19 protein-coding genes and 1 pseudogene are annotated in these 24,518 nt (G+C 63.3%); 15 read left to right on the top strand and 5 right to left on the bottom strand.

The window, feature by feature from the left end; all coding sequences use genetic code 11:
• Positions 1-58 precede the first annotated feature (58 nt).
• From HZF05_RS10890 to HZF05_RS10865, 6 genes are read left to right on the top strand one after another with little or no spacing between them, the layout of a single operon-like run.
• Positions 59-823 (top strand): type-F conjugative transfer system pilin assembly protein TrbC, encoded by a 765-nt coding sequence (locus tag HZF05_RS10890; RefSeq protein ID WP_343046873.1) that lies wholly within the window; start codon positions 59-61, stop codon positions 821-823.
• Positions 795-1,394 (top strand): S26 family signal peptidase, encoded by a 600-nt coding sequence (locus HZF05_RS10885; RefSeq protein ID WP_160366064.1) that lies wholly within the window; start codon positions 795-797, stop codon positions 1,392-1,394. The genes HZF05_RS10890 and HZF05_RS10885 overlap by 29 nt, the downstream gene beginning before the upstream one ends.
• Positions 1,395-1,417: 23 nt before the next feature.
• Complete coding sequence (locus tag HZF05_RS10880) at positions 1,418-2,278, top strand: conjugal transfer protein TraF (RefSeq protein WP_160366177.1); 861 nt, start codon at positions 1,418-1,420, stop codon at positions 2,276-2,278.
• Complete coding sequence (locus tag HZF05_RS10875) at positions 2,275-2,850, top strand: thioredoxin domain-containing protein (RefSeq protein ID WP_181638844.1); 576 nt, start codon at positions 2,275-2,277, stop codon at positions 2,848-2,850. The genes HZF05_RS10880 and HZF05_RS10875 overlap by 4 nt, the downstream gene beginning before the upstream one ends.
• A gap of 46 nt (positions 2,851-2,896) precedes the next feature.
• Positions 2,897-4,324 carry a conjugal transfer protein TraH gene (locus tag HZF05_RS10870; protein ID WP_160366063.1) on the top strand — a complete coding sequence of 476 codons (1,428 nt, stop codon included), beginning with the start codon at positions 2,897-2,899 and terminating at the stop codon, positions 4,322-4,324.
• Positions 4,325-4,332: 8 nt separating this feature from the next.
• On the top strand, positions 4,333-8,049 hold the full coding sequence (locus HZF05_RS10865) for a conjugal transfer protein TraG N-terminal domain-containing protein (RefSeq protein ID WP_160366062.1): 3,717 nt from the start codon (positions 4,333-4,335) through the stop codon (positions 8,047-8,049).
• Between the two features lies 1 nt (position 8,050).
• On the opposite strand, the gene HZF05_RS10860 is transcribed toward HZF05_RS10865, so the two are convergent.
• Together HZF05_RS10860 and HZF05_RS10855 are read right to left on the bottom strand one after the other, a co-directional pair.
• On the bottom strand, positions 8,051-8,461 hold the full coding sequence (locus tag HZF05_RS10860; RefSeq protein ID WP_160366061.1) for a hypothetical protein: 411 nt from the start codon (positions 8,459-8,461) through the stop codon (positions 8,051-8,053).
• 89 nt (positions 8,462-8,550) lie between these two features.
• Positions 8,551-9,462: a nucleotidyltransferase and HEPN domain-containing protein gene (locus HZF05_RS10855; protein WP_160366175.1), complete on the bottom strand. Its 912-nt coding sequence runs from the start codon at positions 9,460-9,462 to the stop codon at positions 8,551-8,553.
• 566 nt (positions 9,463-10,028) lie between these two features.
• Here HZF05_RS10855 and HZF05_RS10850 point away from each other — a divergent pair.
• The 4 genes from HZF05_RS10850 (at position 10,029) to HZF05_RS10835 (ending at position 17,175) form a co-directional block, all read left to right on the top strand.
• A complete protein-coding gene (locus tag HZF05_RS10850) occupies positions 10,029-11,438 on the top strand; it encodes a DUF4365 domain-containing protein (protein WP_160366060.1) in 1,410 nt (469 codons plus the stop codon).
• A complete protein-coding gene (locus HZF05_RS10845; protein ID WP_160366059.1) occupies positions 11,435-12,895 on the top strand; it encodes an argonaute/piwi family protein in 1,461 nt (486 codons plus the stop codon). The genes HZF05_RS10850 and HZF05_RS10845 overlap by 4 nt, the downstream gene beginning before the upstream one ends.
• A 166-nt stretch (positions 12,896-13,061) precedes the next feature.
• On the top strand, positions 13,062-13,862 hold the full coding sequence (locus HZF05_RS10840; RefSeq protein ID WP_160366058.1) for a hypothetical protein: 801 nt from the start codon (positions 13,062-13,064) through the stop codon (positions 13,860-13,862).
• The gene (locus HZF05_RS10835) at positions 13,855-17,175 is read left to right on the top strand and encodes a DEAD/DEAH box helicase (protein WP_160366057.1); all 3,321 of its coding nucleotides are present in this window, start codon (positions 13,855-13,857) and stop codon (positions 17,173-17,175) included. The genes HZF05_RS10840 and HZF05_RS10835 overlap by 8 nt, the downstream gene beginning before the upstream one ends.
• 115 nt (positions 17,176-17,290) lie before the next feature.
• On the opposite strand, the pseudogene HZF05_RS10830 reads toward HZF05_RS10835, so the two are convergent.
• Positions 17,291-17,635: pseudogene (locus tag HZF05_RS10830) on the bottom strand (NADPH-dependent FMN reductase family protein); the annotation flags it as partial.
• 487 nt (positions 17,636-18,122) lie between these two features.
• Here HZF05_RS10830 and HZF05_RS10825 point away from each other — a divergent pair.
• The 5 genes from HZF05_RS10825 (at position 18,123) to HZF05_RS10805 (ending at position 23,219) form a co-directional block, all read left to right on the top strand.
• Positions 18,123-18,836: an SDR family oxidoreductase gene (locus HZF05_RS10825; protein ID WP_160366056.1), complete on the top strand. Its 714-nt coding sequence runs from the start codon at positions 18,123-18,125 to the stop codon at positions 18,834-18,836.
• Between the two features lie 299 nt (positions 18,837-19,135).
• Positions 19,136-20,329, top strand: coding sequence for an epoxide hydrolase family protein (locus HZF05_RS10820; RefSeq protein ID WP_246331874.1), 1,194 nt, complete (start codon positions 19,136-19,138; stop codon positions 20,327-20,329).
• A 129-nt stretch (positions 20,330-20,458) separates the two neighbouring features.
• A complete protein-coding gene (locus HZF05_RS10815; protein ID WP_246331872.1) occupies positions 20,459-21,139 on the top strand; it encodes a response regulator transcription factor in 681 nt (226 codons plus the stop codon).
• Between the two features lie 71 nt (positions 21,140-21,210).
• Positions 21,211-21,597: a response regulator transcription factor gene (locus HZF05_RS10810; protein ID WP_281367501.1), complete on the top strand. Its 387-nt coding sequence runs from the start codon at positions 21,211-21,213 to the stop codon at positions 21,595-21,597.
• A gap of 29 nt (positions 21,598-21,626) precedes the next feature.
• A complete protein-coding gene (locus HZF05_RS10805; protein WP_160366053.1) occupies positions 21,627-23,219 on the top strand; it encodes a sensor histidine kinase in 1,593 nt (530 codons plus the stop codon).
• Positions 23,220-23,301: 82 nt separating this feature from the next.
• Here HZF05_RS10805 and HZF05_RS10800 read toward each other — a convergent pair whose 3' ends face one another.
• On the bottom strand, positions 23,302-23,940 hold the full coding sequence (locus tag HZF05_RS10800; RefSeq protein ID WP_160366052.1) for a cysteine hydrolase family protein: 639 nt from the start codon (positions 23,938-23,940) through the stop codon (positions 23,302-23,304).
• Between the two features lie 28 nt (positions 23,941-23,968).
• Positions 23,969-24,493 carry a hypothetical protein gene (locus HZF05_RS10795; protein WP_160366051.1) on the bottom strand — a complete coding sequence of 175 codons (525 nt, stop codon included), beginning with the start codon at positions 24,491-24,493 and terminating at the stop codon, positions 23,969-23,971.
• Between the last annotated feature and the right edge of the window lie 25 nt (positions 24,494-24,518).

Below are 24,518 nucleotides of genomic sequence, written 5' to 3'. Positions count from 1 at the left end.
CACGGCGACATGCTGCGCAACATCGGCATGGGCCGCGCCGCCGTCGAAGCCGACAGACGTGGCGGCGGAGGGTCAGGCGGCAATGGACGCCCTGCGCCACGCCATGGCGCAGGACAAGGCGTCAGCCCCTGCCATGACGCTGCCTGCGTTCGAAACGCCGAAGGCCGATGGCGCCACACAGCGCAAAGCCTGGAGCGCGATGCATGCGCAGGCGGCGGATCCGGGGATGGCACGCCGGGCCGATGCGGCAATGGCCAAGGGTAAAACTGGTCTCGTCGCCCAGCAGACAACCATGTCTATGCGGGTCGGGCAGGCCTTGGGCCTGAGCCAGCCCGATATCGTCAGCCTCGCAAGGGTCGCCGCGCCAGACGCCCATGTCCGCTGGGTGCCTCTGCTTTTCGTTTCATCGTCCATGCCGATCGACGAACTGCGCACCTACGCGGCGGCACTCGAGAAGACCGGGGGCGCGCTGGCCTTCCGTGGCATGCCGGGAGGCCTGCATCGCGTCGCGCCGATGGCGAAGCTCTCGGCCGAGATATTGCGGCTCGATCCGGGTTGCGAAGGCCCAGCCTGCGCAATGCGGGGAACGCCGATCGTCGTCGACCCGATCGCATTCCGCCAGCATGGCATCGAACATGTGCCCGCCATGGCGATGGTCGCGGGCGATCCGACCCAGGCCTATTGCGAGCGGGGCGAAACCCCCGCCGCACCGACGCCCGTCGTCTACGGCGACGCCGCCCTTTCGGGATTGCTGGAAGAAGCCGGTCGCCTCGGTGCCAAAGAGGAGGTGCGCGATGCTGAAGCTCGCCTGGGCGATCGCTAGGTCCGGCTGCACGGAGATCCGGCTGCTGCCGCTCCGCGCGGCGGTCGCACTCGGCGCGTCGGGTCTCGGCGCCCCGCCCCGCCCCGACCAGCTCTGGAAGGCCTACGGCATCGTTCTGCCAGTCGGCCTGGCGACGGCGCTGGCGATCCCGCACTTCACCTTGGTGATGAGTCCGTCGATCGACGCCTGGATCGTGCGCGCCGCACCCGGCCCGATCCATCGTGGTGATCTCGTGTCCTTCCGGCTTGCCGATTTGATCGCCGGACCCAAGCCGGTCAACGTCACCAAATATGCGCTCTGCATGGCCGGGCAGACGCTGGCCGAGATCGACCGCCCCTCCCGCATGGCGCCGAGCAAGAAAGATGGCTGGTATTATTGCGACGGCCGCCTCGTCGGGGTCAGCAAAGCCTTTGGGCGAAAGCGCCAGCCGCTGGTCCATCTCGCGTGGGGTCGCAAACCGATCCCTGCGGGATTTGCCTATGTCGGCTCCTCGCACCCTGACGGCTACGACAGCCGCTATTACGGCCCGGTGGCCGTTGATCGCCTCACCCGTATGGAGCGCGTGCTGTGATCGATCAGCTCACTCGGTGCACGATGCTCGCGCTCTTTGCTGCAGCGCCTGCCGTCGCACAATCCACCCCCGTGGCAAACGAGAGCCGGGGATATTGGTGGTATCAGGCCCCGCCACCGAAAGCCGATCCGGCAAAGCCGGACGAGGCTCCGCTCGTGAAGCCGGTCATCCCACCGATGGCCGAGCTCGCCACCTGGACCCCACCGAAGATCCACACGCTGATCGAACAGCAACGCGATTACGCTGCCACGATTCTGACGGTCGACGCTGTTTCGGATTTCTGGAAGCTCGAGGACTTCGCCCGCCGCAAGGCTCGGGCCTTTGCCGGCGTCACCCAGATCGCGATGCTGCAACACCCAGAGCTCAATTCGAAGTCGGCCAATCCCATGGTAGGCGATGCGCGCGACCAGTTGTTGGCGTTCAAGGACGATGCCCGGCGCCGCTATCTCCGCGCGCATGCCAACGAGTTCGCGCTCGTCATGTTCTCGCGGGCGTCGTGCGGATATTGCCGCGTCCAGTGGCCGATCGTGCAGCGCTTCCAGGAGGAAATGGGCTGGCAGGTGACGCTGATGGACCTCGAACAACGGCCCGATCTCGGTGAACGGTTCGGCGTCGAAGTCACCCCGACGACGATGGTGATCCGGCGCAATTCCCAACAGAAGATGGTGATCGCGAGCGGCGTCGAGGCCTACCCGAACCTCTCCCAGATGGCCTATCAGGCCGTGCGCTTGCTCACCGGCGACATCCGTCCCGAACAGTTCATGACAGGTGCCGGCGAAGAAGACGGCTTCTTCGACGCGCTCGCCAACGGACCGGTCTCGGCAAGCGATCCCCGCGCGGTCGGTGCCGAACTCGTCGACACTTCGGGAACAGTCCAGCCATGAGTCGGGCGATCACGCTCATCATCCTGGTCGCTTTGTCGGCCTTCCTCGCCGGGCGCGCCTCGGCGGAGATATCGCGCGAAACCGCGATGCGTGCCGCCATCCACCCGGTCGCCAACAGCGTCGCGATGGACGCCTGGCTGCATCGGGTGCCCGCCACACGCGACTTCCCGCCCGACTTCGCCGACACGCTCAAAGGTGAGGCGCCGGCTTTCATGATCGAGGCCAGCACCTCACCGGGATGCCTGCCCTGCGCGGACGTCTGGGCGAAGCTCGGCATGTTCCGCGCGCATTATGGTTGGCGGGTCGCGACCCTGTCCCGCGAGGACGCGATGCTCCGGTCCGGCCGGCTAGGGCTGCCATGGGTGGGCGACCCCGTCGTCTGGGTCCGGCCGATCGCCGATCCTAACCGCACGATCCCGATCGCAGTGGGGACCGACCTGCTGCCCAATCTTGCACGCAACATTTATCTGGCGACGAAGATGCTGACCGGCGTGCGTGCCGCGGTCGGCGTCCGCGCCATGTCCAAATTCACAGGCATCGTGGGGATGCCGGCCTCTTCGTCGCGGCGCTGAGCATGGCGGGCTCAACACCTATCCCTTTCCATCACTGGAGCCCGCAATGCGCAGCAAGGTGCGTATCACCGGCCTGACAGCCGTCTTCCTGTTCCTGGCAGCGCTCGTCGGCGCCGCCTCCCCCGCCAGCGCCGCGAGCTGGGCGGAGAGCTGGTTCGACAATGCGACCTATGCGTCGCCTGGAAGCTTCGACGACCAGACCCGCGGCTATCTGACCGCCGGCGGGATGTCGGGCCGCGTCGACGTCCACAACGACTATCTGATGTCGCTGACGCTGCCCAAGATCAAAGGCGGCTGCGGCGGCATCGACATGTTCCTCGGCGGCATGTCGTTCCTCGATCCCGATTATCTCGTCCAGAAGCTGGAGAGCATCCTGCAGGCGGCACCTGCCGTCGCCTTTCAGTATCTCCTTGAAACACTTGACGAAAAAATGGGAAATATCATCTCGAAGCTCGAGGCCGCGACCAATTACCTGAATTCGATCCAGGTCAATGACTGCCGTCTTGCCAACCGTATGGTCGAGATCGCCAAGGGCGACGACACCATGTCCGGGATCATCGAGGAGATGACCGGATCGAAGTCGATCTCCCAGGGCTTCGCCAAGAGCTACCAGCAGTCCCGCGAGAAGATCCAGGCGAACAACAACAACCCGACCGAGGATCTGAAGGACGCGCTGCAGAACTGCCCGGCGGAGGTCACGGACATCTTCAAGACGGGATCGCTGCTGGCACATGCTGCCGCCCGCGTCGGCGCGGGCGACTGGGCGGACCAGATGCGCGCGCGGGTCGGGGACGTCTACATGCGCTGGGATACGAACGACAAGGTGCCGCTCTTTTCGGCAATCCCCGCCTGCCCGCTCCAGGATACCGAGAGCTCGGACGATTTCCTGACCGGCAAGGTCCAGAAGCGCGCCCTTAACGTGCCGCCGACGGCCAACGACTGCTCACAGGACGGCACCAAGGGCGCGCTCGAACTCGCCCGCGACCGGATGCAGTCGATCAGCGACAAGATCCGCACGCGGGGCACGCTCACCGACGACGAAAAGCAGTTCGTCGCCAACGTCCATACGCTGCCCGTCTATCGCATGCTCGAATGGGGCGTCCGCCAGGGCGTGCCGGGCAGCGTGATCGACGACACCGACGATCTCGTCGCGCTGACCCTCGCCTATCAGATGCTGAACGACCTGACCCGAAGCCTCGACTTCGCGATCGGCAACGCGGAGCGCGGCGTCACCTCAGCCGGCGCCGCCGACGGGAATAGCAAGGACATTTGCCAGACGAAGATCCTGACCAAGGGGATCGAGCAGTTGCGCGACCTTCGCGAGGAGGTGCTGCGCCAACGCGCCCAGATGCGCCAATCCTATCTGGCCGCGCTCAACCAGGCGCATCTCGCGACCTCCTACGCCAGCCTTCTTCGCCAACGCGATCAGGACGCGCGCAACAGCGCCGGCGCCGCCGCCGGCCGCAACCCGTGAGACCGGACATGCGCGCGCTCCGCCTCGTCCTCGCCCTCGCCGCCGCCGCCCTTCTCGCCTCGCCTGCGCTGGCGCTTGACACGAGCTTCTACACCTATGATGGCTTCGCCGAGACGGTCGATGCCTTCCACCTCGTCGCCCTCATCTTCGCCGATCCGCGCTACGAGACCCTGGTGGTGATCATCGCGACGGTGGGCATCGCGATGGGCGCCGCACTCGCCTCGATCCGAGGCTCGGGCATGAGCCTCGTCGCCTTCGGCTTCCAGATGCTGGTCGGGATCGGCCTGTTTGTGGGCATGATCGCCACGACCGGCACGGTCAACGTCTACGACCCGGTTCGCAACGCCTATCAGCCCGTCGGTGGCGTGCCCAACCTGCTCGTTCTCGTCGCCGGCACTACCAACTTGATGGAACATGCGCTGGTCGAGACGATCGACGACAACACGGTCGATCCCGACAGCAAGATCGTCTTCGGCGCCGGCGGCCACGCCTTCGACCTCTTCTTCAACGCGGTGACGCCCCAAGGACCGATGACCGACATCTTCCTCGATCAGACGGTCAAGGATTATGCCCGCCAATGCTACCCGGTCGCGCGGGTATCGCCCGCCTACGGCGTCGATGACGACAAGCTGTTCCGGACCACGACGGACCTCGCCGCGGCCTTCGGTGCAATGGCGGGGCCCGCCACTTACTCGACCGTCTATTCGAGCGCCGACAAGGCCGGCACGACGATGAGCTGCGCGGACGCCTGGGCCAATATTCAGTCGCGCCTGAGCGATCCAACGACCTTCGCCAGCTACCAGAACCAGGTCTGTGCGCGCTCGGGCTTTGACGGCACCGACACCAACCAGCTCGCCCGATGCAAGGGCCAGCTCGGCGAGATCGGGCAGATGATGATGGGCAATACCTTGGGAACACAGGGGCTGATGACCGACATCCTGCTCGGCAACACGGTCGGCGATGTGCTCTTCGAGGACAGCCCGGCGACCGCCGCTCGCGTGATGGCCAATCGCGCCACCATCACCAGCGGCCTCGCCACCCTCTCGGTCGCCAACGAATGGATGCCCACCATCCGCGCGACCGTGTTCGGGATCATGCTCTTCATGGTGCCGATCGCGCTGCTGTTCATTCTGACCCCGATTAATCTGAGGGTGGCGAGCTTCGCGCTTGGGCTCTTCGTATTCGTGGCGCTCTGGGGCGTGATCGATGCCGGCATTTACCAGCTGACGCTTGGCCGCGCGATGAGCGCGCTCGCCGAGATGCGTGCCAACGGCGTCGCCGCCAATGCCTGGCTGATGGCGCCCTTGGCGGCCCAGAAAGCGCTCGCCATCTTCGGCAGCTTCCGCACCGCTGCGGCAGGCCTCGCAGGTGCCTTCGTCTTCACGGTGTTCCGCTTCTCCGGCAACGTGTTCAGCGCCGTCACGAGCGGTGCGCTTGCCGACCTTCGCGGGGCATCAGCTGCAGCAGCCCCGCTCGCCACCAGCGAAGGCCGCGCCTCCGCGCTCGAGGCACAGGCCTCGGCCTTCGGCACCTCGGCCCGCCGCAACGCGGTCTCGACCTTCGGGGATTTCGGCGAACGATCGAGCTTCGCCGCGAACCGCGGTTTCGGCGAGGCCGGCGGGATTGTCGGTGGACAGGTACCAGGCGCACCCGGAATTCCCGCATTCGGCATGGGTGGAATCGATGCCGCACGCGAACTTGGCGGCCTGGCACCCGCATTGAGAGGAGGCGATCTCTCGGATCCCGCAACCCAGCGTGCCGTCCAGGCCAACGCGGCAACGGCCGCCTTCCAGCAGTTCGCGCAGGGCGATGCCCTCCGCTCGCTCGGCCAGACCTATTTCGGCAAGGGCCAAGCCGGCGAACGCGCTTTCGCGTCGTTCGCGCAGAATATGGTCCAATGGAAGGCGTTCGGCGACGAGCGCGCCTACGCGATGATGATGGATGGTGCTGCTCGCCACTTCCAGCGCGACGGATATTCTGCCGACGATGCCAAGCTGAAGGCGTCCGGTGTGATCGCCGACGCCGCTGCCGATCCCCTGTTCGGCAAGCTTATCGCCAACAGTTTCAAGCAGGAGCAGGTTCTCCGCAACGAGATTACGGGCGCCCAGACGCAGGTCGGTGCCATGGAAGGCCGCCGCGATTTCGCGGGCGGCCAAGTTGCCGCGACCGAGCGCGGGAACGTCGCCACCGAGCAGGCCACGCGCACCGGCACCAATACCGGACAGCGCGCTGCCTCCGCCATGCTAGGCCTCTCCGTCCAGGAGACCGCGCGGCGCATCGGCTTCATCAACGCGCTCTCCGGCGAAGCCCGCTCTTCCGCGATCACCGGGCTAGCCCACGCGACGGGGCGGAACGAGGCTCAGGTCGAGCATGCACTTGAAACCTACAATGCCGCCAATCAGGTCGGCACAGCTGATGGGGCGACCCGCGAGGCGGCACGCGAAGGAACCAGCTTCTATGCGCGGACCCGTGAGGCAGCTGGCTACGATTTCGCCGAGCGGTCCGGCAAACTGGACGCCCAGCGCGAGATCGGTCCAGACGGCGTACGCGGCAATGCCATGATCGGAGAACAACGGCGCCAGTCCGAAAATGCCGGCTTCGCTGATGCCGCGGCGGCCGCCGGCGTTCCTGTCCGCGAAGCTGCCCACCTCGACAGCTTCATCAAAACGCTCGGCGCCGCAGCCGGCAATCAGGTAGACATGGCGGACGGTGGCGCAGATGCCATAGCCGATCGGGGGCGCAATGCGCGGACCAACCAGATCGTCGACCAGGAGCGCCTGACCCGCATGCAGGGCCTGTTGCGCGCCCATGGCATTGCGATGGACAGGAAGCAGCTCGCTCTCACACAGAATGGTGATCTCAGCATGAATGTCACGCCACGGACCGCCGCGCAGCTTCGCCGCGGCGGACTAATCAACGACAGCCAATATGGCGCGATTGCGCGAGGGGGCCACGCCCGCTTCAGCTTCGCCGACAACGACCTCCTCGTCTCGAGCAGCACCGGCTTCTCGCAATCCGCGCGCAGCGATACGTCGACCAAGTTCGAGGCCGGCAAGCAGGCTGGACCGGACACGATCGAGCATTTCCTGGGCGGGGGCGCCGAGGGCCACGCGGCCATGACGCGCTGGCTGCACGGCGGTTTCGAGATGGATCGCCGCGGCAATTGGCGGCTGAAGCCGCAGGTGGCCGATACGCTGGAGCGCGACATCACCGCCGTCATAAGTCAGACAGGGTGGCAACGAGCGCTGTCGCGCTCTGCCGAACATCAGACAGGCGACGGCCAAACCGCAACAGCAAACCTTACGGGGTCCTCAACGCGCGGCAGCGGACTACGCAAGGGAGGGGGCACTTCTGGCACCGCTGCCGGTAGTCTCAATTTCGATATCTCGGATCGCGGGATCGTCTCAACGCAGGCTAGAGCCTCGCTCGACACGGTCAATTACGACGTGCGGAGCGCCATTGCGATGGCCGAACGCGCAGCATCACGATCCTCAAAACCGGAAACTGCATTTGCCAACACGCTGAGTGAACAGGTGCTTGGGAACGATGGTCTTAGGAATCGGTACCTAGACGCGGCCGATGCGGGCCGTGGGACGACGCAGGTGACGGCGCCACTCATCTCACACGAGCAAACTACCGTTCTCGGGTCCGGACGCTTGGCGGGTGACAGAAACCATGGCTGGGGCGACGGAGACGCTCAATTCAAGGACCGACGCGATCGCTAGGCTATCGGCCGTCAAGATGATCTTGGTGCATGTAACCGGACCGAGCATCCGCGGGGTTGATGTAAGCTGCCTCGCGTTCCCTTCGCTGCCATTCGACAATTTCGAGAGGCGCGCCGGGGAGAATGATCCAATCTCCACAGGCGACCTTGGCCTTCAGAAACCCGAAGCCGAGGATTGCGATAACCGAAAAAGGGTTGAAAAGGAGAATGAGCCAGACCATGCCGCCTGTAACAGAGCCGCTCAACCATTCAACCGGCATTAGAAGCATGGTGTAAAGGCCGACCCAATAGAGAACTGCAAGGACCACGAGAAGCTTAGCGTACCAAGGCCGCCAAAACCAATCGAAAGCTCGGGGCGATTGCTCCGAACCAAGGCCATTTGCGCCCGTGTCTCGACTTTCGATTGTTTCCATTCTGACCTCTATGCCGAAAGAGATATTATCAACAAGGCCATACATTTGAAATTGCGATCTCTGGACCGCTAACCAATGTTCAAAGATCGTCAGAGGGATTGCGACAGATGCGAAATCCGCTCAGTGCAAATAGTATGGACGAGTTGTCCTAGCTGTTCGACCCGCTGCCCGAGCCAGATCAGTTCGTCCTCGCTAATTTCATAGTGTTTCGAGTACCGGGCCTTGACGTAGGCTTCCTTAAGCTTCTCGAACATCGCGCGGTGCTTACGATCGTCGCGCTGCCACACGTCGTAGAGCCGCCGATCAAGCTTCTCGGCCTGCTTGCGCAAAAAGTTGAGATTGTGATTGTGCGGTGTATAGAAAGTTAAGACAAGCATCGCGCAGTGGTAGAGGCGCTCAGCCGCCTGATGAAGGTTGAAGGCAGCCTCCTTCAACCGCCCCTTGCCAAGAACATATCGGGCCGTATCCAAAACTCCGCCTGCACTTGGGAACCATTCAGCAAAATAGTCCTTTGCAGTTGCGAGAGCCTCTTCTGAAGATTTCGGCTTCGGCGTGTGCAATGGCGTGTCATCGGATTGGTACAGCGCGATCCCATCGCCGGCGATATCCATGAAGAAGAAGCGCCCATGCGCAAGGCCGTCATTCACCTGCTGAAGCGAGTGTACGATGAAGTTCACCGGCGTGTGCAGCGTCTTATTGACGACAAGGTCTGTGGCTAGGCGATCGTCGGCATCGACCCATTGCTCGCGCTCGGCAAGTTCGCGCTGATTCACGATGATCAGCAGGTCGAAATCCGAGATGTAGCCCTTCGCTGTATGGGGCTCATCGACCCAACCGCCGCGTGCATAGCTACCGTAGAGGATGACCTTCAGGATCTTGCCACGTTTGCGTTCGCCGGTCGCACGCGCCTTGGCCGCCTCGAATTCCTCAAAAAGAATATGGACGACCCGCTCCAGTTCGCGTTGCTTGGCGTGGGGTAGATGGTCGAGATCTGTGCGCATCGGAGCTTCCTTAGCATCGGGGCGGCGCGCGTCGAGAACAGAAGCCACCACTACCCTCCTATGCTTTCCCGCTCCCCTTCTACCAAGCGACGCGGAAGCGTGCAGACATCGACTAACGGGTATTTTTGTGCCCTCATCTGGCCGATGAGAGACAGGCCCGTTTCGGGAGAGAGCGCAACGGTCCGGAGATCCAGCATCCGCCTCGTTCTAAATTTGTTCTTTCCTACATAGTGCCAAATAGGTTAGCGAGTGATTCGAAGGAGTCGCTCGATGCATATCGATCCAACCCTGCTGACGGCTGTAGCCGCGCTGATCACGAGTCTGTCTAGCCTGATCTGGTCGATCAGACGACGAGCATGACCTGTGCTGGCCGTTAGGCGACGGACTGGTTCCAGCCGAGTGGCGTAGTTAGCTGCCTTTCCCCAAGGTTGTCAGCAGGGGCTTAAAATGCGGTAGCTGATCGCCCGCGCCTGACGATCGCTACAACTGACGAGACTGTGGATGACTGATCGTCTTCAACGATTTTCAGGTTGGTCGGGGTTCGCGACTTGTTCTAATGAAGGCGCATGACGAAGCGCCTCACTCCCAGTCAGATGATCGGCGAGATAGGCGAGGCGGCGGCCCGCCTCCGGTTCCTCAACATAGGCTTCCAGTTCGACGGCCGGTCGCGCCTCGAAGCCGGTGTGGACGGCATCGCCGAGGTCATGGACGACGGCCGCCCGCTCGCCCGGATGATCGCCGTCCAGGTCAAGGCGACGGAGTCTCAGAGGTACACGGGCGAAAACGACGCCGGCTTCAGCTACCTCCTCCGCATCGAGGATCTCGAGTACTGGCGTTCGTCCAATCTGCCGGTGATCATCGTCCTCTACCGCAAGTCGGACGAGACCTACTTCTGGAAGCAGGTGCCGGTCGGGTTCACCGAAGGAGAGCGCCGGCTAGAGTTCGACAAGGCGAAGGACATCCTCAACGGGGACGCGGTCGATCGTCTCGCGGCGCTCACCGTGCCGAAGGCAGGCCCCGGCTACTATGTTCCGCCACTGGGCGGCGGCGAGACCGCGCTCGTCAACATCCTTCCGGTCACCCTGCCCCGCGAGATGTATGTCGCGACCACTCCCTATTCGGCGAAGAAGGCCGCCGCGATCCTCTTCGACGGCGACGAGCCCGTCAGGTTCGACTGGGTGATCCGCGGCGACGAGTTCTGGTCGTTCCACGATCCCCGCACATCATGCTGCCGCGAGATCATCGACATCGACCAGGTTGAGGTGATCGACACCGAGGACATCGCCTTCCATGACGACGAGCTCGAGCAGAACAACTTTATCTACCTCCTCAACAGCACGCTGAAGCACCAGAACTTCGGCGATCTGGGGTGGGAGAAATCGAAGAAGCTCCTCTACTTCCGAGCCGAGGAGGAGAATGCCACTCGCACCTTCACCTACACGGCCTCGAAGCGCGAGGCCGACACCGACGTGGTCAACGTCGTCATGTCGAAGACCGAGCCCGACAAGGTAGCGTTCGTCCGCCATCACGCGTTCGCGCCCCGGTTCGAGCGGCTGGTCGGCCAATGGTATCTGGTCGTCACGCCGACCTACCATTTCACGACCAACGGGTTCGCGCCCCATCCCTATCCCGCCGCCCTCCTGTCGGGAAAGAAGCGGCTCGACAACAGCTCCGCCCTGCGCGGACAGGTGATCATGTGGCACCGGTTCCTGACCAGGGACCAGCTTCCGCCGACGAAGGACCTTCTCGATCTAACCTCTGGCCTGGACGATCCGGCGAATGACGAGATCGACGGTACCGAGGGCCGGCTGCTCTTCGGTCCCCCGCCGAGCATCCAACTGAAGACCCGGGTGCCCGAAGACGCCTGGGGGCCGACGGAAGAGGAGAAGCGGGAGAGGAAGGAGAAGCGCGAGAGGAAGAGCGGCAAGCAGCCCGAATCCGAACCGCGCGAGGAACAGTTCAGGATGCTGGGATGAGCGACTTCGAAAGCGACATCTTCGACGAGCCCGAACTGGAGTTCGGCGATCGCCACCACCATCAGGATCCGCGTCTCGGGCTGACCGAGGCCGGCCCGCTCCAGACCCATGTCGGCGAGGTCATCCAGATCGGCGTCGTCGGGTCGTCCAAGACGATCGCCGACACCAAGAAGTTTCTTGCCGCCGCGGCAGGCGGCATGGCGGGCAAGTCCGAGAAGCATCCCAATCTGCACCCGGCGTTCCCAGGGCTCGGCAACCAGAATCCCTATCGGTGCCGCTTCGACGTGGACGACGCGGCCACGTCGACCCTGACGCAGGGGACGATCGACAAGATCGCCAAGGAGCCGGATCATGGCCGCGCCGTCGAGATGGCGGTCGTCGCGATCATCGATCAGCTCAAGGCGCTGGACGACGGTGGTCATCGCCCGGACGTCGCGATCGTCGCGCTGCCCGTCCGTCTCATCGAGCGGGTCTGGAGCGCAAAGGTCGAGGCCGGCGGCACGCTCGAGGAGGAGGACAGCAGCGGATCGGACGCGCCGAACTTCCGCGGCATGCTCAAGGCGAAGGCTATGGGCCTCAACTTCCCGATCCAGATCGTCTGGGAGGACGTCGTCGACGAGAAGGCCGCGATCCCGCTGAAGGTGAAGGAGAGCAGCGCCCGCAAGATCCAGGACATGGCCGGACGGAGCTGGAACCTCCTGACCACGCTCTACTACAAGGGCAGCGGCCGGATCCCTTGGCGGCGGATGGCGAGAGAGGGCGAGTACACTGCCTGCTACGTCGGCATCAGCTTCTACCGCGAGGCGGGCGGGCAGCAGCTGTTCACCAGCGCGGCGCAGATGTTCGACGAGCGTGGCCGGGGCTTCGTCCTCAAGGGCAAGCGCGCCCATACCGAGAGCCGCGGAAGGCACCCCTACATGACGCGCGAGGATGCGCGCGACCTCGTCGGCAACGTGCTCGCCGCCTACAAGGCGCACCACATGACGCTGCCGGCGCGGATCATCGTGCTGAAGACGTCGCGCTTCCGCGAGGACGAAGCCGATGGGATCCTCGATGCCATCGGCGAGGCCGGCATCGCGATGCGGGATCTGGTCTGGGTGCAGGAATCGGGATCGATCAAGGTGCTGCGCGATGGCAACTATCCCGTGCTGCGCGGCACGTTCGTCGATCTCGGCGGCCGGGGCCTGCTCTACACGATCGGCAGCATCCCATACTACGGGACGTATCCGGGTACCTACGACCCTCGCCCCCTGCTCCTCTGCCCGCACAAGTCGTGCGACAGCACCGTCGCCGAGATCGCGGCGGAGGTGTTCTCGCTGACCAAGATCAACTGGAACTCGACGCAGATGAACCAGCGTCTGCCCATTCCTATCCGGGCAGCTAGAATGGTAGGAGAGGTTCTTAAATACGTCACTGACGGCCAGACAGAGAGTTCAGATTACCGCAAATATATATGAGATTTCGGGTGATATTGGAAAATCGACGTCTCGCGATCAGTTGCATTCAATTTGGTCCGCTTCCGCTTCGATATGTTCCAGTGGTGTCACTTATATATATTAGCGGATGCCGTGTTTGGCATCATTAGGGAGGGGCCATGGCTGGGCTGGGGTTGTCGGAGGCACGATGCCTCTGACGCTGATACCGATATCGCACGGAACACTGTGTCACGGTTCGCGATGGACCATTGCTGACGAGGACGATCTTGCGGGTAAGGTCGCGCGGCTGGCGCTCGGGCAGGCGCGGCATGTCGCAGCGATCCTAGCCGGCGTCGACAAACGGCCGCCCGCCACTCGCGCCGACACGGCGGCCGGAGCGATCAGACTACTGACCGTGCCCAAGGACAAGCCGCCATATCATCGCGATGGCTGGGTCTTCCAAGCGATCTCGTGGATCGCGGCGCACCGTGCCGAAGCCGGGGCTGTAATCCGCGCGCCGCATATGATTCATGCGCACAAGGGCTTCGATGGCTTCCAGTTGAAACTCGACGAGTCCGGGAAGACCATCACGGCGGTCATCATTTTCGAGGACAAGGCGACGGAGAACCCCCGCAGCACGATCGCTGGCGATGTGTGGAAGGGCATTCGAGACTTGGAAAGCGGACTACGTATGAATGAGCTGATCCCGGAGGCGGGCGGCCTGCTCGAAGCCCATCAACAACGACTCCCCGAGTTGGATATTGATGGTGCGGTGGAACGGATCGCCTGGGAGGAGGCCCGGCATTTTCGTGTGGCAGTTACCGCGGACACCGCTCACGACGATGATGACTTGCGCGCGGCACTGTTCAAGGGGTTTGACGACGTGGCGCCCGGGCTCGCGGCTCGCCGCCAGGCCGAAACCATCGCCATCCCCAAGCTGCGCGACTGGATGAAGGTTTTCTCAGCCAACGCTATCAAGCAGATCGAGGTTTGGCGCGACGATGTTTGATCCTGTCACGATCGACCTGATCGGCCGCGCGCCGCCGCTTGGTGACCTCGACTTTTCCGAGCTGCCGCAACGCTTCACCAACGCCTTCGCCGAGATCGTCGCGGCGCGAGTTCGGTTGCGCGGTCTCGCGACCCTCGAGCAGCGCGGCGAAGCCGTTATAGAGCTGCTCGCCGAAATGCGCCGTCTGGCGGCGGCCCAGGAACTCCTCGTCGCAACCACGCCCGAGCGAGCCGACCGCGCCTCGGCCGGGTTCGTGGCGGGCACCGCGCACCAGCTGTGTCTCATGGCCGAGACCGTCGTCGCCGACGGCGCGCCGCGCTTCTCCAGCATCAACGCGATCCATGCCGATCACGACATCTGCGCGACGCTGTTGTTCCTGATCGCGGATTCGCAGAGCGATGCCGCAGAGATGGCCAAGCGGCTCAAGCGCCCGGACGGCGATCTGAGCGCCGAGGCTCGATTGGTGACCGCGATCGGCAACCTGGCCACCGGCCGCCTGCGCGAGGTGATCACCAGCGAGGTCGATGAAGACAATTTCGAGTTCTACGATTCTCCATCCGATACGAGCGCAAGCGGTATCGCGGTGGAGGCGCTGCTGCGCCGGCTGCACGCGGGTGTCATCCAGCTCGCGCGCGAACTGCTCGTCGCTCCACGTGAAGGTGCCGCTGCCGACGCGATGTCAGAATCACGCCGCATCTTCGCCCAGGTACGCGCCCTGTGCGTCGCCCCGATCGACGACGTGTTCGAGGTTGATGGTCCCCAGGTCTTCAGTGCCTTTCCCGGGCCGCTCCATATCGCCAAGCTGCTGCTGGCTGTGTCGGGCGATTTGGCCCAATCAGCCCTGTGCCGAGTTCCCGCGCCGAATGGTGTCGATCCGGGCGCGTGGTGGCAGGTTATTCGCCGCGCCGCGCGCAAGCGTCCTTATCTCTGGCGGAATCACCGCGAAGCGCTGGAAAAGGGTTATCTCGCCAAGGGTGTATCCGCGGCAGTAAGCTTCCCGACTGGGGGCGGCAAGTCGACGCTGGCAGAACTCAAGATCGCTGCTGCGCTGCTGGGCGGCGGACAGGTCGTTGTGCTCGCGCCGACATTGGCGCTAGTTGACCAGACCGCCTTCACACTGGGCAATGCGTTCAAGGACTTCACCGTGCTTGGCGATCTCGACGACGAGATCACCTTCTCCGATTTCCTCGATCTTCCCGAAATCATCGTCACCACGCCCGAGCGCTGTCTCGTGCTGCAGTCGATACAGCCGGAAGCGTTCGCGCAGGTCGCGCTGGTGGTGTTCGACGAGTGCCACCTCCTTCATCCTCGCGAATCCGACCGCAGCCGGCGGGCGATCGACGCAATGCTGTGCATCCTCAATCTCACCAGCTATGCGCCCGATGCCGACCTGCTGCTCGTATCGGCGATGATGCAAAATGCCGAAGAGATGGCGGGCTGGGTGACCGAGCTCACCGGCCGCCCGTGCCTCCCGCTCGATCTCGCATGGAAACCGACCCGCCAGGCACGCGGCTGCGTGGCCTACGAAGCTGAACGCATCACCGCGCTCAACGAGCTGCTCGCCACGGAGCAGCTTACCGCCACCACCAAGGGCGTACCCAAGCCTCTCGCAAGCCGCCTCGATGCACAGCCCTTTGCCTTCTTCTGCCTGCGGCAGACCTGGGCGACCCGTGACCGCGACGACTATGCGCTAATGGCGCTCCTCGACGAGGCGGTACCCTTCGCCACCGGCGTGTCGGAAAAGTCCGGCGATTGGTATATGACGCCGAACGGCAACATCGTCGCTGGCACGATTGCGGCCGCTGCGGCCGAGGATGGTTTGAAGACCTTGACCTTCGTGCAAAGTACGACCGCCGCCGAATCTACCGTCCGTCATTTTCGTAGCCTACTGCCCAAACGCCGCGTCGTGCTCACCGAGGAGGAGCAAGGCTGGCGCAAACTGGTCGAGGAGGAGATGGGCGGGCCGCAGCACTGCTACCTCAAGCTGGACGCCTCCGGCCAAGTCGATGGGAGTGCCACCAGTCACCACGGTCAGCTACTCAAGCCCGAGCGGATGCTTCACGAATCGCTGTTTAAGCGGCGGGATGGTGTCGACGCCCTTTTCGCCACCTCCACGCTGGCGCAGGGCATGAACCTGCCAAGCGACGTGGTCCTAATCGCCGGCGACAGCCGCTGGGACGTGTCGGATGACAAGTTCAAGCAACTCGACGCGCACGAATTGCTCAATGCCGCCGGTCGCGCGGGTCGTGCGGGGGAAGGCGGCCAAGGCTTCGTACTGGTGGTGCCGAGCAAGATCATCAACATCGATGACGATGAAAACACGATCCATCGCCACTGGATGTCGTTGCAGAGCATCTTCTCGCAGTCTGACCAGTGCCTGAAGATCGATGACCCGATCACTGGCCTGCTCGATCGCATCCACACCAACGCACATGAAGGCAATGAGGATTATTTCCTCGCCCGTCTACCGGTCGGCGAGGACGATGCGCCCGACGAACCTGCCAAAGCGATGATCCGGCGATCCTTCGCCGCGTACCGCAAGCGTCAGGAGGGCAAGGCCGAGTGGATCGAGAGCCGCATCGACGCGGCGCTCGCGCGTCGCGATGAGCTGGCGCCGAAGCAGGATCTGACCTGGCTCGAGCGCGTCGCCGCGTCGGCGGGATTACCCTATGAGATCGTCGCCAGTCTGGCAGCGCTGATCGAGGGAGGAGCGTTCGACGGTGACAGTACGGACTGCATGAACACGCTGTTCGACTGGATCGAGGCCAACCCGGCTTGGTTGATGCATCTGATCAGGCCCAACGACATCGAAGGTTTATTTGGAAAGGACTATCGGGCGATCGCCGGCAATGTTGCCAAGGCGAAGGTCGCGCTGCCGCAGATCAGACCGCTGCTGACTGCGTGGATGGCGGGCAAGCCGCTCTGTGAGCTCGAACGTGCGATTGGGACCAAGGAGCATCTCATCAAGACATGCGAGACTGCGCGGCACTTCGCGGTTCGCCTAGTTCCGGACCTCGCCTTCGTCGCCGGCATGCCGGCACGCATCATCGCGGCGAGAGCCGTGGCGGCCGGAGAAGAGCCTGACGTACCAATCGTCCTGCAGACCCTGAGCGGCGTGGTCCGCAAGGGATGCGCAAGCCCCGAGCAACTCGCGAACGCTGTGCATCTGAAGTCGGAGTCTCGGCCCTCTGCTCGTGGGCAGTTCGCGCAGATCCAACATCACATTGCGGCCGGCGAGCCCTTCGAGACTTTCGATAGCGTTCTTGAGCGGGTCCGGCATGCCCACTTGCTTGCATTGTTCGATGACCTGTAGGCTCCGAGGCTCGGAAATAACCACAAATGGGCGCTGAGAAGCTGGGCAGCGCTCGACCATTTGGTGCCGTTTGAAGGACGCACGGTCCCTGTTACCTGTCGTCCAGAGCGAGAATTTACCGTCCGATTGCGATCGCCGAATGGTCCTCGCGCGCGACCGGTAAACCGGTCTCCTTGCGCTCGGAATATCGGTCGACGAGCTGAGCGACGTGCGGGCGCATTAGCACGGTCATCCGCACCAGCTCCTCCATCACATCGACGATCCGGTCGTAATAGCTGGACGGGCGCATCCGATCGTCGTCGCCAAACTCCTTGTAAGCCATGGCGATCGAGCTCTGGTTCCGGATCGTGAACATCCGCATCCAGCGTCCGAGCAGGCGCAGCGTATTGACGCTATTGAAGGACTGAGATCCCGCCGACACCTGCATGACGGCGAGCGTGCGGCCCTGCGTTGGGCGCAAGCTCGCCGTAGGGTGTGCCTTTCTCGCGGAGCAGCGCTCGTGGCGTCATACTGGCGCGGTCAAACGTGTGAGCTGACCGTCAGCAATTAGGAAATGCTCAAAAGTCAGGGAACGGCGGCAATTGGGCGCGCTGCTGACCTGCATCTGAGACAACCCAGCGGATCCGAAATGGCGATGCCACATTATTGAACCAGAGGCCTGACGTACCCGCCGGGCTTGGTCGCAACGGCGGTCAGTGGCCGTGCTTGCGGTGCTCATTCTCGTGCGTAGACGAACTACGATCCGCTGTTTTTTGGTGATAAGGCCCCGTTATGGAGCTGCGGTAATTCGACCCACCGCGGGGCTTCTATGCCCAGCAAATTTCTTCGATCAGATTGCTCGTCACTGACGATCGATGTTACGCTGAAATGCGGCGCGTGGCAGCTTCGCATTGTGGCTGCCAGGCGGGAGGCCACAACGAACCGGGTGACACGAGGGGGCCGGTCCGATGAAGGTGCAAGGCTCGATTGTCTTCATTACCGGAGCGAACCGCGGACTCGGCTTGGCTTTTGCGAGACAGGCAAGAGCACTGGGCGCAGCGAAAGTCTACGCCGGGATGCGCAAGGTGGAAGGCTTTGATGAGTCGGGTCTCATCCCTGTCCAGATCGATGTGACCGATCCCCAGTCCGTCGCGGCGGCCGTGCTGCAGGCGGCCGACGTGACGCTTCTGGTAAACAACGCGGGGATCGGAGGCTCCGTGCGCGACGCGCTCGACGACCATGTCGAGGAGGTTTCGAGGGCCGTCTTCGAGGTGAACTATCATGGCGTTGTCCGGGTATCGCAAAGTTTCGCTCCCATTCTTGCCCGAAGCGAAGAAGCTGGAATTATCAACATCCTTTCGAACGCGTCCTGGCTGCCAGTCCCTTTCCTGACACCCTACGGAGTCTCGAAGGCGGCTGCATGGAGCTATACCAATCATCTCAGGCTCGCCCTTAAGCAGCAGGGTACGCGTGTCGTCGCTCTCCACGTTGGCTACGTCGACACCGATCTAACCGCCGGCCTAAATCTCCCGAAAAGCAATCCGGACGATGTTGCGCGCATCGGCTTTGTTGGCCTGGAGGAAGGCAGGCTCGAGGTTCTCGTGGACGAAAAGGGACAGCGGCTTAAGCACTCTTTGTCGTCAAACCTCCCGGGTTACGTCGAGCCTGACCCCTATTATTAAGCTTGGGGCTTTCTCAGGTGACGGGCCCCGGCCGCGCCGAAATCGATATGGATGCTCCTCATGGCGTCCACGTGTTTAACGATCATACCAAGGCATGAGCGGCGGACACGCTCGTACAATAGTGTCCGCCCGGCATCCGCTTCACACATCCTCCGGTCAGTCGGGCATCCGACGCGCTTTTCGGGAGACGACAGGTGGATCAGGATATCTCACGCCCAAACCGCCGGCAGCTCATTGCCACGACGACCGCCATCGGCGCGTTGTCCCTCGCAGGCCAGGCCGGCCTGACGGCCCCCGCCATGCGCGGACTGGCAGACAACACCGGCATCCGACCTTTCCGTGTCCAATTTCCGGCCGACGATCTCGCCGATCTTCGGCGCCGTGTGCTCGCGACGCGCTGGCCATCGCCGGAAGTGGTCCGTGACGATACGCAGGGTGTTCGCTTGGCCACCATCCAAGCGCTCGCCCGCCGCTGGACCGGCGGGTACGACTGGCGAGAATGCGAAGCCCGTCTCAATGCACTCCCGCAGTTCATGACCGAGATCGATGGCGTCGATATCCATTTCATCCATGTCCGCTCCCCCAACGAAAATGCGCTTCCCGTGATCATCACACACGGCTGGCCTGGGTCGATCATCGAGCAGATGAAGATTATCGGGCCGCTCACCGACCCGAAAGCCCACGGCGAAACGGCGGCAGACGCCTTCGATGTCGTCATCCCGTCGCTGCCCGGCCACGGCTTCTCGGGCAAGCCCACGGAACTTGGCTGGGATCCAGTCCGTATCGCCAGAGCTTGGACGGTGCTGATGCAGCGCCTCGGCTATCATCGCTACGTCGCTCAAGGCGGAGACTGGGGCAATGCCGTCACCGAGCAGATGGCGCTGCTGAAGCCGGCCGGCCTCGTCGGCATTCACACCAATATGCCCGCGACTTTGCCGAAGGCGATCTCCCATGCTCTGCAATATGGCGAGCCAGCACCCAGCGGCCTCTCCGCCGAGGAGCGGTATGCCTGGGTTCAGCTCGACGATTTCTACAAGCATGGCCTCGCTTACGCCCAGGAGATGGGCAACCGCCCGCAGACGCTCTATGCGCTGGAGGACTCGCCGGTCGGTCTCGCGGCCTGGATGCTCGATCACGATATCCGCAGCTATCGAATGATAGCGCGCGCCCTTGCTGGCGAGCCGGAGGGCCTGACACCCGACGATATCCTCGACAACGTGACGCTCTACTGGCTGACGCGGACAGCCGTCTCGTCCGCGCGCCTCTACTGGGAAAGCAAACTCCCATTCTTCGCACCCAAAGGCGTGGCGCTGCCGACCGCGATCAGCGCTTTCCCAGACGAGATCTATACGGCTCCGCGTAGCTGGGCCGAGCGCGCCTATCCGAACCTGGTCCATTACAACCGCCTGCCCAAGGGCGGCCACTTCGCCGCGTGGGAACAGCCCCAGCTTTTCGCCTCAGAGCTCCGCGCCGGCTTTCGGTCGATGCGCTGAGCTCGGGGGACTTGGATAGCCGCCCCTCCCCGAGGCAGGCATCCAAGTCCCTTTTTTCGCATAGCCGCAGATGCTCGCCATCCGCAGGCGCCGCAGGGTCATACGGTCGACGTTGACGAGAGCGAGCCGATGATGGCATTTTCGTTGATCTTCCGAGGAGACCCGTGGTTGGCGCCCGCAGCTGAACCGGACCTGGCGATCGTCCACGTCATCGATGACGATGCGTCGCTGCGGTTTGCTCTGGACTCGCTATTCCGCTCGGTCGGACTCGCGGTCAGGACCTACGGTACGCCGCGGGAGTTCCTCGATGCCGACCGGGGGAGTCAGCCCGGCTGCCTTGTGCTCGACGTGCGGCTGCCAGGCGTGAACGGGCTCGACTTTCAGGACCAGATCAACAGGCTCGGCATCCACCTCCCGGTCGTCTTCATGACAGGCCATGGCGATATTCCTATGTCGGTGCGCGGCATGAAGGCGGGCGCGGTGGATTTCCTGGCAAAGCCGTTTCGCGATCAGGATATGCTGGACGCTGTCACCACCGCGATCGAGCGCGATCGCGAACGACAGGGCGCCGCTGCGGCCGCGGATGCCTTGCGCAGCCGCTATGAGACGCTTTCGCCGCGAGAGCAGCAGGTGATGGCGTTAGTCACGGCCGGGCGGCTTAACAAGCAGGCTGCCGGCGATCTCGAGTTGAGCGAGATCACGGTCAAGATTCATCGCGGCGCCGCTATGCGGAAGATGGGCGCGCGGACCCTCCCCGATCTCGTCCGGATGGCCGAAGCATTGCAGGTCAAACCGGATCAGAGCCGGTAATCATACATAGGTATGACGGTGGGCACCCCACGTATACTAGCGACACGGCCGCGATCTGCGACAATTTCCCGATGCGTACCATAGACTTGCCCGTGCAATCCGAGAGACCTATCTGCATTATCGAGGATGATGAGTCTCTCCGGTTGGCGCTCGCAGGCCTGCTGCGGTCAATGGCGCACTCGGCCCGGGGCTATGCGTCAGCCGAGCAATTCCTCGCGGAGCATGACGGCACATGCGCCTGCATCATCTCCGACATCCATTTGCCGGGCATGACCGGTATCGAGATGCTGCGCAGACTCCGGGCAGCCGGCGATCCCGTCCCCGTCATCATGATCACAGCCCGCGACGTTGCCAAATGGGCCAGCGAGGCGAAAGCGACCGGCGCGCTTTGTCTGTTGCGCAAGCCGTTCGAGATGCGTGATCTGCTCGATTGCCTCGATCGCGTACTGGCCGCATGATGGCGGTTCCTCTAGCGCGAGTGCACGCCATGGGGCAGACCGGTTGGATGGGCGGTCCCGAGATCCTGGATCTGGTCCACGACAGCATCATCGTGCGAGCTCCAGACGGCACGATCATCCAGTGGAATGCAGCTGCAGAAGCACAATATGGCTGGACTCGCGCTGAGGCGGTCGGTCGCCCCCTCGCGGACTTGTTGCCGCTCGACCCGCCCGAACTGCTAGCCGAGGTCGACGCCACGTTGCTCGCCGACGGTGGCTGGACTGGCGAGCTAGCCCGGTGGGCCAAGGATGGCAGCCAGTTACGGATCGAGGTTCGAGCGTCCGTACGGCGCCATGACGACGGTCGCCCTTTCCAGATCGTCGAGACCGGCCGCGACGTGACCGAGCAACGTGCCAACGAAGAGGCGATCAGGCTGAGCGAATATCGCTTCCGCAACCTGTTCGAAGCCATGGCAGTCTCCTTCTGGGAGATCGACTTCAACGCGGTGGGCGCAATGTTCCTCCCGCTGCGCGAGCAGAATATCGATTTACGCAGCTATTTCGCGGCACGCCCCGAACGGGTCCGGGAGATGATGGCGGCGACGCGCGTGCTCGATGTCAACGTGAAGACGCTGGAGATGTTCGGGGCGGCGACCAAGGAGGAGATCGTAGGTCTCGGAACCGATCGATATTGGCCGGTGGAGAATTACGCCGTCTTTGTCGACTCCCTCGTCGCAGTCCTCGAAAAGCAGCCGACCTTCGTGCGCGAGACCAGCCTGTATCACCATTCCGGTCGCCGGCTCGACGTCATGTTCACTGTCGCATGGTCGCCCGAGACGCGTAAGCGTGGCGTCGTCACACTAGGGGTCATCGACATCACGGACCGGTTGGATGCCGAGCGGAAGCTCCAACAAATCCAGGCGGACTACATCCACGCCGCGCGGATTGCCACGCTCGGCGAGCTGACCGCGTCGATCGCCCACGAGGTGAACCAGCCCCTTGCCGCGATCGTGACGAACGGGGAGACGAGCCTGCGCTGGCTCGATCGCGCCGAGCCCAATGCCGAGGAAGCCCGGCAACTCGCTTTCCGGATGGTCGCAGACGCACGCAGGGCGGCCGACGTCATTCAGCGTATCCGCGGCATGGCGACCCGCACGCCTGCTGGTCGTACACGTCAGTCGATCAACGAGATTGTCTCCGAAACCCTGGATTTTCTCCGCCGCGACCTGCAGTCGAGCGACGTGCGCGTCCATTTCGATGCGGCCACAGGCTTGCCTTATGTGGACGCGGACCGCACCCAACTCCAGCAGGTGCTCGTCAACCTCGCCGTGAACGCCAAGCAGGCGATGGTCCAGCATGGCCGGCCGATGCGAATCCTAGCAATCCGAACGTCGCTGAGCGGATCTGGTCAAATCAAGGTCGAGATCGAGGATAACGGCCCAGGCATTTCTCCCGCCATAGCCGACCATCTGTTTGACAGCTTTGCAACTACCAAGGCCGACGGGCTCGGCATCGGACTGTCGATCTGCCGGTCGATCGTGGAGGATCATGGCGGCGAAATCCGGGCGCTGAACGGAGAAACGGGGGCCTGCTTCGCTTTCACGCTTCCGGCAGCGCTTGCCTCGGACGAACAGCCGAACTGACGATAAACCGGGCGGGCAATGCGAGACCGGAAGAGGCGCCTTGCCCTCAAAGGAAAAGACGCCTCTTAGGCTCGATTGGCAGCTATTCCGCGGCAGCCAACTGCGGGAGCGCGTTGAGAAGCTCCGCCGTTTTCAAGATTGCGTGTGCGAAGGTCGGGCCATTCAGCTCGTGCGCGGCGTGCATCATATCCCTGGAGAAGGCTGCGGTCGCATCGCGAACCAGGGTCACGTGATAGCCGAGCTCCATCGCATAGCGCCCGGTCGACTCGATGCAGGTATTGGCAAGGAGGCCCACGAGAATGACGTGGGTGATACCGTGCTGGCGCAGCTGCTGATCGAGGTCGGTATTGGCGAAACCGCTTTGTGCCCAATGCTCCTTGGCGACGATGTCGCCGGGTTGCGGTGCGAATTCTGGGTGCCATTCGCCGCCCCACTCGCCGCGCGCGAAGCTGTGCCGCTCGATGATCGCGCGCTGCGTCGGATTGGGGTGGCACCAATCCTCATAGTCGCCGGGCTCCCAGCGGCGATGGGGAGCGATGAAGACGCGAAGGCCGGCGGCTCGGACGGCGCGGACGATGGACCTGAGGTTGGCGATCAGGCCGACCTCGTTCGCGATTGGCTCGATGCGCGGCCAGACCTTCCCGCCTTCGGACAGGAAGTCATTATACGGGTCGACGAACAGCAGGGCGGTCGTCGCCGGCGAATAGGTGGGCGGTTCCATTCCGGATCTCCTCGATTGCGTGCGGTCGTCAGGCGCGGAGCGCCGCGCGCTCGATGCTGGCCGCAAAGAGCGGGGTCTCGCCTTGGTTATGGGCGATCGACATCGGCTGCCGCTGCGTGCGGAAGACATCGAACGGAATGCCCTGACGATCGAGCAGATTGAGCAGCTCCTCGGTGGCGTGCGAACGCACGTGGTTGGTGAACTCGCAGCGCCCGTCGCCGAGCGGCTTCACGCTCAGTTCCCAGAAGACGTTGATTGTCGTCCGGCCGTTGGGGGTGAAAACGTCGGACACGGATTCGAGGATCAGGTGGTCCTTCTCGCCCAGGGTCTCGACATAATGCTGGACCATGAGGCTGCCACCGATGATCTCGACGTTGATCGACATGCGCTTGCCGTCGGGTCCAGTCGTGAAGCCGGCGGCGACATGTGCGCCAGAGCAGTCCTGATATTCGTGGTCGGGCAACGAAAACGCCCAGGCGGGGATGTCGACCTTTTCGATCGGCGCGTTGATGATGGCGGTAAAGCTCGAATCAACGATCTGATTGTCGTTCATCTTAAATCTCCTCGGATGATCGATG

The sequence above is a fragment of the Sphingomonas chungangi genome, assembly GCF_013778325.1.
Classification (GTDB): domain Bacteria; phylum Pseudomonadota; class Alphaproteobacteria; order Sphingomonadales; family Sphingomonadaceae; genus Solisphingomonas; species Solisphingomonas chungangi.
This window is presented reverse-complemented; position numbering and strand designations above follow the sequence as displayed.